The 13482-nt window shown below is 72.6% G+C and carries 10 protein-coding genes and 1 pseudogene; 6 read left to right on the top strand and 5 right to left on the bottom strand.

Annotation, left to right across the window (positions count from 1 at the left end; all coding sequences use genetic code 11):
• Positions 1 to 129: 129 nt before the first annotated feature.
• Positions 130 to 789 (bottom strand): bifunctional DNA primase/polymerase, encoded by a 660-nt coding sequence (locus tag L3078_RS20065; RefSeq protein WP_391807580.1) that lies wholly within the window; start codon positions 787 to 789, stop codon positions 130 to 132.
• Between the two features lie 328 nt (positions 790 to 1117).
• Here L3078_RS20065 and L3078_RS20060 point away from each other — a divergent pair, with 328 nt between their 5' ends.
• Both L3078_RS20060 and L3078_RS20055 read left to right on the top strand, forming a co-directional pair.
• Positions 1118 to 2500 (top strand): NsdA family TPR-like regulatory protein, encoded by a 1383-nt coding sequence (locus L3078_RS20060; RefSeq protein WP_239755286.1) that lies wholly within the window; start codon positions 1118 to 1120, stop codon positions 2498 to 2500.
• Positions 2501 to 2685: 185 nt separating this feature from the next.
• The gene (locus tag L3078_RS20055; protein ID WP_239755285.1) at positions 2686 to 4485 is read left to right on the top strand and encodes a hypothetical protein; all 1800 of its coding nucleotides are present in this window, start codon (positions 2686 to 2688) and stop codon (positions 4483 to 4485) included.
• A 49-nt stretch (positions 4486 to 4534) separates the two neighbouring features.
• Here the strand turns inward: L3078_RS20055 and L3078_RS20050 are convergent, their stop codons facing one another.
• Entirely contained in the window at positions 4535 to 5839 is a 1305-nt protein-coding gene (locus L3078_RS20050; RefSeq protein WP_239755284.1) for an ABC transporter substrate-binding protein, read from the bottom strand.
• Between the two features lie 128 nt (positions 5840 to 5967).
• On the opposite strand from L3078_RS20050, the gene L3078_RS20045 reads away from it, so the two are divergent.
• Positions 5968 to 6468: an SCO4402 family protein gene (locus tag L3078_RS20045; protein WP_045556084.1), complete on the top strand. Its 501-nt coding sequence runs from the start codon at positions 5968 to 5970 to the stop codon at positions 6466 to 6468.
• A gap of 89 nt (positions 6469 to 6557) precedes the next feature.
• Complete coding sequence (gene purU / locus L3078_RS20040; RefSeq protein ID WP_239755283.1) at positions 6558 to 7439, top strand: formyltetrahydrofolate deformylase; 882 nt, start codon at positions 6558 to 6560, stop codon at positions 7437 to 7439.
• Positions 7440 to 7573: 134 nt separating this feature from the next.
• Here the strand turns inward: purU and L3078_RS20035 are convergent.
• A pseudogene (locus L3078_RS20035) lies at positions 7574 to 9038 on the bottom strand (zf-HC2 domain-containing protein).
• Between the two features lie 320 nt (positions 9039 to 9358).
• Positions 9359 to 9940 (bottom strand): sigma-70 family RNA polymerase sigma factor, encoded by a 582-nt coding sequence (locus L3078_RS20030; protein WP_239755282.1) that lies wholly within the window; start codon positions 9938 to 9940, stop codon positions 9359 to 9361.
• A 505-nt stretch (positions 9941 to 10445) separates the two neighbouring features.
• Between L3078_RS20030 and L3078_RS20025 the strand changes: the two genes are divergently transcribed.
• The gene (locus L3078_RS20025; RefSeq protein WP_239760389.1) at positions 10446 to 10862 is read left to right on the top strand and encodes an STAS domain-containing protein; all 417 of its coding nucleotides are present in this window, start codon (positions 10446 to 10448) and stop codon (positions 10860 to 10862) included.
• A gap of 192 nt (positions 10863 to 11054) precedes the next feature.
• Complete coding sequence (locus L3078_RS20020) at positions 11055 to 11567, top strand: EF-hand domain-containing protein (protein ID WP_239755281.1); 513 nt, start codon at positions 11055 to 11057, stop codon at positions 11565 to 11567.
• A gap of 327 nt (positions 11568 to 11894) precedes the next feature.
• On the opposite strand, the gene L3078_RS20015 is transcribed toward L3078_RS20020, so the two are convergent.
• Positions 11895 to 13394, bottom strand: coding sequence for a class I adenylate-forming enzyme family protein (locus L3078_RS20015; protein ID WP_239755280.1), 1500 nt, complete (start codon positions 13392 to 13394; stop codon positions 11895 to 11897).
• Positions 13395 to 13482: the final 88 nt, after the last annotated feature.

The following is a 13482-nucleotide window of genomic DNA, read 5'->3' as shown; positions in this document are numbered from 1 at the left end:
AAGACCACGGCCCTGCGGGCCTGAAAAGCACGGGGCGCAGCCCCTGCTTTTCAGGGGCGCGGGGAACTGCGCGAACGGCCCCCACGCACCCGCGGCCGCGAAACCGACCCGCACCCCCCGCCGGGAGCGTTACCGCCGCCCATCCCTCCCGCACGCGTACGCGAGCGGCGAGATCAGTTCCTCCGCGTCCGGCAGCCACCGGTTCGCCGGGGTGGGGCGGCGGGCCCACTGCACGGCGCCCCGGGATCCGTAGCGCGTCGGCGGCGCGGCCACGAACTCGCCCTCACCCAGCGCCTTGAGGTCGAGCGCGAGCGGCGACCAGCCCAACTTCCGTACGAGATCGGGGACTTTGACCGACGCGCCCGGGAGCACGAAGAACTGCATGCGGCGGTCCGGGGTCCAGGTCACCGGTCCGAGCGTCAGCTCCATACGTTCCATACGGGCCAGCGCCAGCAGACCGGCGGTCTCGGGAACGTCGATCGTGTCGAACGTACGGCCGGTCGGCAGCAGGATCGACGCGGTCGGCTGCTTCGACCACAGACGGCGTGCGACGGTCGCACTGCCTGTCGCCTGGGTCGCCCAGTCCTCACGCGCCGGGTGCGCGCCGGGGGTGGCGCACGCTGCGTTGCCGCAGGAGCAGATCTGCACCCCGTCGACGGCTTCCAGCCAAGTGCCGGGGAACACGTCCCAGTGGCGCTCTTCGGCGTATCGAACGGCGGTGTCCAGCAGCGATTCGCCACGCTGCTTCGGGATTTGGGCAGCTTCAGGGCCCGCGATGGTCTCTTCCACGATGAACACAACTCTAGCGGTCATCAGGGGTTACGGATGTCACATGCGCGGGGGAGAGCATCGTCAACTGGCCCGGGGCGCATGGGTGCATGCCCGGGGGCGCGCGGGAGGGATCACGGAGTGAGCCGGGTAGCCACGTGTGGGGTACAGCATCCGTGTTTACCCCGGCAATTCTGGCATGTCTCGCATCTTCGGTATGTCGGCGGGGCATTGATCTTCGAGGCCGGATCTTTTCGATACGTGGGTACACGTATGCGACGGGACGCGGTCACTGAAGGCACGTCAACTCGGTGCGTGGGCAAGGCACCACAGCCACAGGGGGTACGCCATGGCCGCAAGGCCGCTCGTCGCCAGGCAGCCGAACGAACGACTGCAGGCGCTCATCCAGGAAGCGGGCTGCTCGAACGCGGGGCTGGCCCGGCGGGTCAACATGTGCGGCGCGGAGCACGGACTGGACCTGCGCTACGACAAGACGTCCGTGGCGCGCTGGTTGCGGGGACAGCAGCCGCGGGGCCGGGCGCCCGCGATCATCGCCGAGGCCCTCGGCCGCAAGCTGGGCCGTACGGTCACCATCGACGAGATCGGCATGGCCAACGGCAAGAACCTGGCGTCGGGCGTCGGCCTGCAGTTCTCGCCGACGGTGCTGGGAGCCATCGAGCAGGTCTGTGAGCTGTGGCGCAGCGATGTGGGGCGGCGGGACTTCCTCTCCGGTTCGTCCGTCGCCGCCTCCGCGCTCGTCGAGCCCAGCCGTGACTGGCTGATCTCGGCGCCGGACTCCCAGGTGGCCCGCTCGGCGGGGCCCCGGGTGGGGCTCGCGGACGTGGCGGCCGTGCGGGCGATGACCCAGGCGCTCGTGGACCTCGACCACCAGTACGGCAGCGGTCACGTCAGGCCGGTCGTCGTGCACTACCTCAACAGCGTCGTCTCGGGGCTGCTGGCCGGCTCCTACCGGGAGGCCGTGGGGCGGGAGTTGTTCGCGGCGGTCGCCCGACTGACCGAACTCGCCGGGTACATGGCCGTCGACACCGGTCAACCCGGGCTCGCCCAGCGGTACTACATCCAGGCGCTCCGCCTGGCCCAGGCCGCGGGTGACCGCGGCTACGGCGGCTATGTCCTCGCCGCGTCCATGAGTCATCTCGCCGCGCAGCTCGGAAACCCGCGGGAGATCGCGCAGTTGGCACGCGCGGCGCAGGAAGGGGCGCGGGGGCGGGCGACTCCGCGGGCGGAGTCGATGTTCCACGCGGCGGAGGCGCGCGGGCACGCGTTGATGGGCGACGCGCGCGGTGCGCAGGCGGCCGCGGGGCGTGCCGTGGAGGCGCTGGAGGCGGCGGATCCGTCGTCCGGGGACGACCCGGTGTGGATCAAGCACTTCGACGAGGCCTATCTCGCCGACGAGTTGGCGCACTGCCACCGGGATCTCGGACAGGCGGAGGCGGCCGCCCGGCGGGCGGAGGAGTCGCTGGCCAAGCATCCGCAGTCGCGGGCGCGGCGGCGGGCGATCGGGTACGTACTGCTCGCCACGGCGCAGGTGCAGCAGCGGGAGGTCGAGCAGGCCTGCCACACCGGGTTGAAGGCCGTGGAACTGCTCGGGTCGCTGCGATCGAACCGGGGGGCCGAGTACCTGGAGGACTTCCAGCAGCGGTTGGAGCCGTTCCGGGAGGAGGCGGTGGTCAGGGAGTTCGGGGCGCGGATGGAGCTGCAGGCGGCGTAGAGCGCTGCGGGTGGGGTACTCGGGGCGTTCGCACGGCTGCGGGTGGGGTGTGGCTGAGCGTGCCGTTCCCCGCGCCCTGAGGGGGCTTCGCCCCCTCCTCGGGGCGCGGGTGGTGCGTGGGGTGTCGCTCGGACCCGGTAGCGTGAGTCGACGATTCCGCAAGTCCCCCATTCGTAGGAGTCTCGGTGACGCAGAGTGGACAGGGCGAGGAGCCCTCGGCGCGGACCGCGCGCGAAGGCATCGTGCTGCCCTCGGACGGTGGGGCTCCGCTCCACCCGAGCGATCTGCCGCCGGCCCCGCTGCCGCCGGCCCCGGTCCAGCCGTGGGACCAGCAGCGGCAGTGGGGCTCCGAGGAGACCCCGGCGCCGCCCGCCCAGCCGCAGGCCGACCACTGGAACAGCGCGCCGCCCGCGCCGGAGTGGGGAGCGCACGGCGCGCAGGACGCGTACGGCACGCCGGACGGCCGGACGGGCTACGGCACGCAGGGGGCGTACGGCACCCACGGGGGCGCCGCCGGGCAGGGCTACGGGGCGCACGGCGATGCGGCCGGGCAGGGCTACGGGAACGCCCAGGGTGACTCGGCCGGGCAGGCGTACGGCGCCCAAGGGGGGATGCCGTTGCCGCCCGAGGGGGCGCAGGGGGCGGCGTACGGAGGCGCGGGGTACGGCGGTGCGGGTGCGGGTGCGCCCTTGCCGCCGGTCGCGGGGGAAGTGGCCGGGCCGTCGGCCGGTGGGTCGCCGTTGCCGCCGCAGAGCGCGCCGCTGCCGCCCGTGGACGAGGGGGCCACCCAGTACATCCCGTACGTGCCGGCGGCCGGGGCCATGCCTGTGGATGAGGGGGCGACCCAGTTCATACCTCCGGTGGTCGGGGAGGCGCCCGCCGCCGAGGCCGCCACACAGTTCCTGCCGCCGGTCGGGCCGGGCGCGCTGCCGCCGGAGGCCTCGGGGGACGCGACGACGTATCTGGGGCGGGTGCCGGGCAACGGCGCCGGACCCCTGCCACCGACCGCGCACCCCGCGCAGCCCATGCCCGGCGGGCCCGCCGGGAATCCGGACGCGGAGGCGACGCAGTACATACCGCCGGTGGCCGCGCAGGCCCAGCCGCGGCCCCAGTCGCACGGTGCGGCGGGGCAACAGCAGGGACAGCAGCAGCCGGACGTGTTCGACAGCCTCTTCCGCAACGAACCGGGTGCCGGTGGCGCCCCCGGGTCCACCCAGCAGTTGCCGAAGATCGACCACGGTGCCCCGCAGCCGCCGCGAGGCCCGGGCGGGCCCGGCGGTCACGGAGGCCACGGTGGGCACGGTGGGCATGCCGGGCGCGCTTCCGGGAGACGGGAGAGCGGCGGCGGCGGGGGTGGTCGTACGAGATCGCGGGTGCCGTTGATCGCGGCCGTCGGCGTGGGGATCGCGGTGCTCGGGATCGGGGCGGGCGCGCTGATGGCCGGGTCGGGGGACGACTCGTCGCCGAGCGGGAACAAGCCCGTGTCGGCGTCCGGGGCGCCCGAGGAGTCGGCGTCCGCGTCGGCGGATCCGGCGCGGGAGCAGGCGGTCGCGCTGGACAAGCTGCTGGCGGACAGCGGTGACAGCCGTAGCAGTGTGATCAAGGCGGTCGCCGACATCAAGACGTGTTCCAACCTGGGCCAGGCCGCCACCGATCTGCGGGACGCGGCGAAGCAGCGCAACGACCTGGTGACCCGGCTCGGTGAGCTGTCCGTCGACGAGCTGCCGAACCACGAGGCCCTGACCACCTCGCTGACGAAGGCCTGGCAGGCCTCGGCCGCCGCGGACAACCACTACGCGGCGTGGGCGGACCAGACGGCGGGCAAGAAGGGCTGCCGGAAGGGCCAGGCCCGCAGCACCGGCCAGACCCAGGCGGGCAACCAGGCCAGCGGCACGGCCAGCGCCGAGAAGACCAAGGCCGCCGAACTCTGGAACAAGATCGCCAAGACCTACGGCCTGACCGAACGCCAGGCGGTCCAGCTGTAGGGAGACGGGTGCGGCGCCCCTGAGAAGCAGGGGCCGCGCCCCATGCTTTTCAGTTCTCCGCGTCCACCAACGTCTTCTCCACGTTGACGAAGTTCCTTCGCGCCGCGACCAGTTGGCCCTTGCGGACGACCTGGAAGGTGACCTCGGGGTTGATGAGGCGGGGGAAGCCGGCGGAGGCTATGAGGTCCTCGAAGCGCCAGCTGAGCGGCGGGGTCAGGCCACCGGTGGTGACCCGCAGGCCGCCGTCGAGGACGCGCCGGATCGTCTGGGAGGTCACCTCCCCGTCGCCGATCTCCTTGATGGCGGCCGTCAGGACGGTGTACGCGATCCACGTCGTCTGCACGCCGGGGTCCGCGGGGTCGATCCGGTTGTCGCCGAACGCGTGCTCCCGGATCACCTCCTTCATCCGGTCCCACCGCTTGTCGTTCTCCACCGGGTACCAGCCGGTGACGTACGCCCCCTCGTACGGCCCCGACCGCCCGCCGGTCGCGTCGATCACCGTCTGGTCGACGCTGCCCAGCACCGTCCCCGTACGGACGTCCGGGAAGTCCGCGCGGTCCCGGCGGAAGGAGTCCATGAACGTGAAGGTGCGGTCGCCCAGGGCGGGGACCACGCACCCCTCCGTGCCCGGCTCCGCGCTGGCCCGCCGCAGCGCCTCCCGGGCGTGCCCCCCGTACTCGGTCGCGTCCTCGGCGGCCAGCTGGTCCGCCGACCGGTCGTGGCCCCCGGACCGCAGCCCCGAGTCCAGCAGCAGCGGCAGCTGGTCGCCGGCGATCGAGTCGGGGCGGACGAGGGCGACCGGGCCGCAGTCCTTGGCGAGCTGTTCGCCGAGGCCAGCCATGAGGGCGGCCTGGCCGCCGTTGACCGGGTACGACAGCGCGCTGGCGAACTCGTCGTCGGTGACGCCGTAGCCGCCGATGTACGGGATGCCCGCCGACTCCAGCGGGGCGAGGAAGGCGCGGCCGTGCTGACTGTAGGAGCCGACGACCGCGACGACGTCCTCGTCGGCGGCGCGGCGGGCGCACTTCGCGGCCGCGACGGTCTCGTTGTGGTCGTTGCAGGTGAGGATCTTCAGCTCGCGGCCGTTGATGCCGCCGCCGGCGTTGATCCAGCGGGCGTACGCCTTGGCCATCGCGGGCATGCCGGGCTTGTTGGTGGCGGCCGTCTTCTCGGGGGCCCAGGTCATGACGGTGACGGGGCCGTCCCCGGTACCCCCCGTGGTACCAGGGATGACCCCGCACCCGGCGACGAGTGAGGCACACGCCGCCAGCGTGGTGGCTCTGACCAGGCGTTTGGCGAGGCCTGTGGGATGGCCTGGGGGCTGAGGTGTCCGTGGTGCCTGGAAGCCAGTCATGGCTCCGCACGATTCCGCCATATCCCCAACCCGGGCGTGACGAACGGTCAACGGGAGGTGACCGGGAGGTGAATTACGAGGAGCTACGATCGTATTTTCGAGTGGTTTCAGAGAGGAATGCGCGAGCGATGACCGTCCAAGGCCCGGAGACCCCTTCCCGTCGTGGGCGTCGCTCATCCACCATGGGCGGCATGCCACTGAACGACATGCCGTGGTGGCGCTGGCGCAGCAATGTGCGCTCCGCGCTGCACATGCTCTCCGACCCCGCCTTCCAGCAGAACGTCTGGCTGGCCGGTGTCGACGGGTACGGGGACGTCACCGACGCCGTGTACCGCCTGGTCGAGGACACCTGGCTGGACAACTGGTCCGCCGAGAAGTACGTCGGCACGATCTTCCGTGACGCCCAGGAGGCGGCCCTCGTCGACACGGCCGTCCTGCGCGTGCTGCGGATCATGCACCAGGTCGGCCCGGACGCGCCCGTCTCCGCGTACCTCGACCACGAGGCCTGGCCCGAGGCCGTCCGCGCCGCCCGCGAGGCCCACGTACGCCTCTCGGCGAGCGACGGTGAGGACCCGGACACCCCGCCGCGCACGCTCGAAGTGCTGCGGATCATGACCAGGGCGGCGTAGGGAAGCCGGCGGGCGGTGGTGCGGGGCCCCGCGGTCCGGTCCTCGGGACGGTTGCCGACCTGGGTACGCCATATGGGACCCTGTCGGGCATGAACGAGCAGTCCACCCGAGCCGCGGCGCCCGCCGACCAGTACGTCCTCACCCTCGCCTGCCCCGACAAGCCGGGCATCGTGCACGCCGTGTCGAGCTACCTCTTCATGACCGGCGGAAACATCGAGGACAGTCAGCAGTTCGGCGACCACGACACGGGTCTGTTCTTCATGCGCGTCCACTTCTCGGCGGACGCACCGGTGAACGTGGACAAGCTGCGCGCCAGCTTCGCGGCGATCGGTGACTCCTTCCAGATGGACTGGCAGATCAACCTGGCCGACGAGAAGATGCGCATCGTCCTCATGGTCAGCAAGTTCGGGCACTGCCTGAACGACCTGCTCTTCCGGGCGAGTACGGGCGCGCTGCCGGTGGAGATCGCGGCCGTGGTCTCCAACCACACCGACTTCGCCGAGCTGGTGGGGTCGTACGACATCCCGTTCCACCACATCCCGGTGACCAAGGACACGAAGGCGGACGCGGAGGCGCGGCTGCTGGAGATCGTGCGCGAGGAGAACGTCGAGCTGGTCGTGCTGGCCCGCTATATGCAGGTCCTCTCCGACGACCTCTGCAAGCAGCTCAGCGGGCGCATCATCAACATCCACCACTCCTTCCTGCCGAGCTTCAAGGGCGCGAAGCCGTACCACCAGGCGCACACGCGCGGTGTGAAGCTGATCGGCGCGACGGCGCACTACGTCACCGCCGACCTCGACGAGGGGCCGATCATCGAGCAGGAGGTCGAGCGGGTGGGCCACGGGGTGACGCCCGAGGGGCTCGTCGCGGTCGGGCGGGACGTGGAGTGCCAGGCGCTCGCGCGGGCGGTCAAGTGGCACGCCGAGCGCCGCATCCTGATGAACGGGCGCCGGACGGTCGTCTTCGCGTAAGGGCTCAGCCGGGCCGGGGCGCCTCATGGGTCGCGGGCGTCCGCGGTGTGGCGGGTGTGGGTCCGTCGTGGCTGGTCGCGCGGTTCCCCGCGCCCCTTTGCGGGCCGGTGGTGCTCGGTGCGGGTTCCCGACTCTTACATGCGGCTCAGGGCCGCCGCCGCGAACAGTACGTCTCTGATGGCCTCCCGGTCGCCGCCCTGGCCGGCGGCCGCCTCCTCCGGGGGGACGTGACCGGCGGCGAGACGGCAGAACTCGACGCCGTCCAGGGCCACGTGGGCCACCTCGTGATCGGCGGAGCCGAGGGCAGCGGGGGAGTCCAGGGGGATCAGCCACTCGCCGCCGCCGGAACCCTCGATCTCCAGACGGAGACTGCGGCCGGGGGCACCCGCCGGTACGAGGTGGCGGCCGGACGGGGGGCGGGGACGCGAGACCGGTCCGGCGGCGTTCGGCCAGCGACACCGGCAGCATGCGGGCCGCCAGGTCGATCATGGCGTGCAGATGGCGGCCGGAGGGCGGCTCGTACGGGTAGTCCACGGCCTCCGCGATGTCCTCCGCGTGAATCCAGCACTCGAACGCGCGATCGAGCATCGCGTCCTGGAGGGGGAGTTCGAAGCCGCCGTAGGAGACCGCCGGCCCGCTCGAGGCGTCGGTGCCGTCGGTGCCGTCGAGGCCGCCGCCGCTCGTGAACGAGGTCGTGCGGACGATGTCGTGGCTCTGCTGCCGCCAGGGGGCGCGCAGGGCGCGGGTGGGCGGGAAGTGGGACGCCTTCCAGTACGCCTCGGTGCGCGCCGCCGGGGAGACGCCGCCGGGAGGCTCGTCGGGGCCGGGTTCGCGTGGGCCGAGTGAGTCGAGCGGGTCGTCCAGGCCGAGCGCCGTGGCCACGAGGCCGTCGACGGTCAGGAGGTGGGCGATGACCCCGGCGACGGTCGTACGACGGCTCACCGGGCCCTCGCCCTCGAACCAGCGCAGCCGTACGGGGGCGTGCCAGTCGGAGGCGTCGATGTCCTGGAGCAACGCGTCCAGCCGGGCCGTTTCCGCGTCGTACGGGGCGGCCCAGCGGGGGACGGGGATACGGGGTGGGCGGCGGCCGAGGCAGACGTCCAGGACCTGGGTGCGCAGGGCAGGGTCGAGGTCGAGGCTCTCCGCAGGGTGCAGCAGCCCCACGGCCTCCCGCAGCCGCCGAGCCTCGTCCGCGCACCCGCCGCACACCCCGAGATGCTCCTCCACCGCCAACGCCTCCTCCCCCGAACACACAGCCAGGGCCCAGGCCCCGAGCAACGCCTTCAACACCCGGTGCTCCAGCACGAGAGGAGAAGGGGAGGGAGAGGGGGAAGGGGAGCCGGGCGCGTCGGAAGAGGTCGGAGGTGTCGAGAGGCCGGGAGAGGTGGGTGGGGTTGAGGGGTCCGGGGGGACGGAGGGCGTGGGCTGATCCGAAGAGGCTGGTGGCACGGAGGTTCCGGACGGTGCGGAGGGGCCGGGCGCCGGGGTGGGGTCCGGCGGCTCGGGCGGGGCTGATGGGGCCGAGGGGGCTGACAGGGCCGGTGGGGTGGCCGGGGGCGCCTCGGGGGTGGGGTTCGGCATGACGTCGGGCAGAGGCATTCCGGTGTCCTCCACGGAGGTGCGCGGCAGCGGTATCCGGGGCGGCCCCACGGGTTCGTCACCACCAGCGCCCGTGCCCCCGACCGGCCCGCTCGGCCCGTCGGCGCCGCCGGAAGCACCTGGCCGCGCGGATCCGCCCGACCCCCTCGGTTCGTCCGGCCTACCCGTGCCGTCCGTCCCGCCCGTGCTGTCCCTTCCGTCCGCGTCGTCCGTTCCGCCCGTGCCGCTGGATTCGGGCGTTGCGAGGTCGGGGGACGGGCCCGGGGCCGGGGTTTTCCGGTTCTCCGGCTCGTGCTGCCCGTGCGGGCTGGGGTCGGCGGTCATGTGTGGGGCCCGGGTTCGGGTGGGGGGCCGGAGGGGCGGGTGTCGTGGGCGGTGGAGAGGAGTTGGAGGCCGAGGCGGAGGCGGCGGCGGGCCTCGTCCTCGGTGACGCCGAGGTCCGACGCGGTCTGGCGGTAGTCGCGGCGCTGGAAATAGGCCAGGTCCAGGGCGGCCCGCAGCGGCGCGGGCATGGCCTGCACGATGTAGTCGGCGCGGGCCGCGACCGACGCCTGCTGGACCTTGCGCTCCAGGTCCTCCGCCGTGCCCTCGCCGCCACGGGCGAGCGCCGCGGTCTCGGTGGCCCGCAGCCGCTGCACCGCGAGACGGTGGGTCAGCGCCGCCACCCAGGACCGCAGCGGCCCCTGCTTGGGGTCGTAGTCCTCGGGGTTCTCCCAGAGCTGGAGGAACACCTCGCGGGTGATGCCGTCCGCAGCCCGCTCGTCGCCGAGGACGCGGTGGGCCAGCCCGTGCACGAGGGACGCGAACCGGTCGTACAGCTCACCGAGCGCCGCCGCCTCGCCGCGCGCCAGCCGCTGCTGCATCTTGCGGTCCCAGCGGGGCGGTGCGTCCATCGCCGCCATACGGCCCCCTCACCCTGCTCTCACCTGCGCCGTTCCTGATATCCGCCCGGTCGACGGCCCGCCCGTTTCCGGCCCGCTTCCAGCCTGTGCGCACCGCCGTCCCGAATGTAGTCGGCACCGCTGACCGCGCACGCCCCTTTATGGCAATGCGCGCCCCTCACGAGGCCGGAGGTGGTATGCGCCTCCCGAGTAAGCCGTTTCCACACCGCCCACGTGGGCGTCCACCCGTCTTTCGTATGCCTGTACGACCATACGAGGTACCTGATCTGCGCGAATCCAACCGAGTGGCGGCCGTCTGAGCCCGCATCCGATCGATACCGAAGTCATTCGTGATCAATGTGCGATCACATGTGACCGTACTCGATGGAAATCGCACCGAAAAGGGCCCGGAATTGGCTCGCTTACCCCGCGCTTTCGGCGGGCCACGGGTGTTTCATGGAACGACGGCGGGGCAGCCGCGCAGCAGGAAGCGGTGCAGTGGCTTCCGGTTCGGCGACTGAGAGGCATCGCGGTGGCGTTCGAAGTGACCGACGGCGAGCAGGGCGGACAGGGGGACTGGGCCGTGCTGCACGTGTCCGGGGAGATGGACCTGGTCACCTCCCCCGTGCTCCGCCAGCGCGTGCACGAGGCGGTGGCCGACGGCCGCCGAAGTCTCGTCCTCGACCTCTCCGCCGTCGTCTTCTGCGACTCCAGCGGCGTGGGCGTCCTGGTCGCCACCCGCCGTCTGATGCGGTCCTGCCGGGGGCGGCTCCGGCTGATCCTCCCCGCCGACGGCCACGCGGGCGGCGGCCCCTCGGAGGGCGCGCACGTCAACCGCGTCCTCGCCGCCCTCGGCGTCCGCCGCCTCTTCGACGTCCACCCGGACGTCCCCTCGGCGGTCGCGCCGGACGCGGACGACGAGGCCGACCCCCTGTCGGCCTGACCCCGCACCCTCCCCATGAGCAGTACGTACGTGTGAGCTGTCCCACCTGGTGGTGTCCCGGCGGCCACACAGTTGTCCCGGAATTCCCGCAGTCTTGGTACAAGCGCCGCTTTCCGGCTCCGTCCGGGCCTCTGACGTCGTACGCTCCGTCCGAGAAGCACCCCACTTGACGTAAGGCGGGCCCGAAGAGACATGGTCAGCAGCGAGTACGAGCGCAGGATCGCCGCCCGGTTCGCCACCTTCGACCAGGACGGCAACGGCTGGATCGACCGCGAGGACTTCAGCGCGGCGAGCAAGGCGGTTCTCAACGAGTTCGGCACCACCGCCCGTTCGGACAAGGGCCAGGCCCTGTACGGCGGCGCCGAGGCCTTCTGGCAGGGCATGGCCGGCATAGCGGACCGGGACGGCGACCAGCGCATCACCCGGGACGAGTTCGTGAACGGCGCGGTCAAGCGGCTGCGCGACAACCCCGACCGTTTCGCCGAGATCGCCCGCCCCTTCCTGCACGCGGCCCTCGCCGTCGCGGACGCCGACGGGGACGGGAAGGCCACGGTCGAGGAGACCGCGCGGGTCCTCAAGGCCCTCGGCGCCCCGGCCGAGACCGCCGCCGCGGCCGCCGCCACCCTCGACACCGACGCCGACGGCAAGGTGGACGAGGTGGAGGTCGTCAACGCGTTCGCCCGCTACTTCACCGTCCCCGAGTAGTCCCACGGCCGGGCATCACCACAGCCGTCGCGGGCATCGCACCAGCCGTCGCGGGAACCTCAACAGCCCGTCGCGGGCCGCTCGTCAGCGGTCATCGGCGGGCTTGTCAGCGGTCACGGCGGGGTCGAGAGCGGTCGGCAGTCGTCGGTGATCGGTCGGATTCGCTCGTGGGCGGTCAGCCGTCGCACGTGTGCGGGTCGCGGTGCGGCCGCTCGTACGTGGGCCGCGGCGCAGCCGCTCACGCGCGGGTCCCAGTGCAGCCGCACGTGGCGCGGTCACGTGCGGAGGCCGCCGCCCGCACCGGTGGTGGGCCGGCGGTCGCGGCGGTCACGCATAGCGTTCGCGGAGTTTGTACTTGAGCACCTTTCGCAGGGTCTCGTTGCGTGGCAGGGCGTCCACCACCTCCAGCCGCTCCGGCAGTTTGTGGACGGACAGCCCTTCCGCGCGCAGCCAGTCGGTGATGTCCGGCAGCGTCAGCGCCTCGGCCCCCGGCGGCTGTTCGACGACCGCGCACACCCGCTCCCCGCGCTCCGGGTCCGGCAGCCCGATCACCGCCACGTCCTGGACGGCCGGATGGCGGTGCAGCAGGTCCTCGATCTCCTTGGCGGAGATGTTCTCGCCCTTGCGGATGATGACGTCCTTGAGGCGGCCGGTCAGCACCAGATGGCCGCTCTCGGTGAGGTGTCCGAGGTCGCCGGTGACGAAGAACCCGTCCGCGTCGAAGGCCGCCGCCGACTGCGCCGGATCCAGGTACCCGTGACAGACGGCCTCCCCACGCAACCGCACCTCCCCGTCCTCCGCGATCCGGATCTCCATCCCCTCCGGCGGCCGCCCCTCCGTCGTCGCCAGGTTCTCCGCCGAGTCGTCGGGCGCCCCCATCGTGATCATCGGCACCTCGGTCATGCCGTACCCGTGGGTGAGCTGCACCCCCATCTCCCGTACGACCGCGTGGTAGAGCTCGGGCGGCTTCGGGGCGCCGCCGCCCGCGAGGAGCCGCAGGGACGGGACGACCGGCTCGCCCGGCTGCTTGCGCTGCTCGGCCAGGAACATCGAGTAGAACGCCGTCGACCCGCCCGCCACCGTCACCCCGTGCTTGCGGTACGCCTCCAGCGCGGCCGGCAGCGCGAAGTGCTCGAACAGCACGGCCGGGAAGCCGTACAGCAGGAGCATCACCATGTAGTCGGGGCCGCCTATGTGCGCGTACGGGAAGGCGATCGAGCCGACGTCGTCCGCGGTGAGCCGGAGCGCGTGGGCGAGGCAGGAGCCGCCCGCGATCAGGGAACGGTCCGTGTGCAGGACGCCCTTGGGGTCGGAGGTGGTGCCCGAGGTCCAGTAGATCCAGCGGACGGAGGTGCCGTCGGCGGGCGGGGCGGGGAGCGCCGTGGGGTCGCCCTCCGGGAGGGCCTCGTACGCCTCGAAGATCCCGCGCGCGTCCAGCCGTCGGGCCATCGCGGTGTGGTCGAAGCCCCGCCACTCGCCGGGTACGGCGAAGTGCTCGGCCCTCGACTCCCGCAGCGCGAAGCCGACCTCGCGGTCGCGGTAGAAGGGGATGACCGGGGACTGGACGGCGCCGAGGCGGGCCAGGGCGAAGGAGAGCAGGACCGTCTCGATGCGGGTGGGCAGCTGCCAGGCGACGACCGTGCCGGGGCGTACGCCCCTGTCGTACAGCCCGGCCGCCACGCGCTCGGCGCGGGACCGCAGTTCGCCGAAGCTCAGGGTGCGGTCGTCCTGGAGGAGGACGGGCCGGTCGGGGGTGAGGCCGGCGCGGCGGTCGAGAAGTTCCCAGAGGGTGCGGGAGTCGCTGAGCGCGTGGGCGGTGTCGGTCACGAAAGGCCCCCTGCCGCATTCAACTGACGATATGTCAGATCGTGGGCAGAGCGTAGGGCCGGGCGCCTTGTCGGTCCAGAGGTGCGCC

Origin of the sequence: Streptomyces deccanensis (genome assembly GCF_022385335.1) — a bacterium.
GTDB classification, from domain to species: Bacteria; Actinomycetota; Actinomycetes; order Streptomycetales; family Streptomycetaceae; genus Streptomyces; species Streptomyces deccanensis.
Note: the sequence above shows the minus strand (reverse complement) of the source record. Positions and strands in the feature narration are given on the sequence as shown.

What these genes read in the sequence shown, in the direction of transcription:
- L3078_RS20060 (WP_239755286.1), top strand. Translation starts at nt 1,118, where the DNA reads ATGGCCGCAAGGCCGCTCGTCGCCAGGCAGCCGAACGAACGACTGCAG.
- L3078_RS20050 (WP_239755284.1), bottom strand. Translation starts at nt 5,839, where the DNA reads ATGACTGGCTTCCAGGCACCACGGACACCTCAGCCCCCAGGCCATCCC.
- L3078_RS20045 (WP_045556084.1), top strand. Translation starts at nt 5,968, where the DNA reads ATGACCGTCCAAGGCCCGGAGACCCCTTCCCGTCGTGGGCGTCGCTCA.
- purU (WP_239755283.1), top strand. Translation starts at nt 6,558, where the DNA reads ATGAACGAGCAGTCCACCCGAGCCGCGGCGCCCGCCGACCAGTACGTC.
- L3078_RS20030 (WP_239755282.1), bottom strand. Translation starts at nt 9,940, where the DNA reads ATGGCGGCGATGGACGCACCGCCCCGCTGGGACCGCAAGATGCAGCAG.
- L3078_RS20020 (WP_239755281.1), top strand. Translation starts at nt 11,055, where the DNA reads ATGGTCAGCAGCGAGTACGAGCGCAGGATCGCCGCCCGGTTCGCCACC.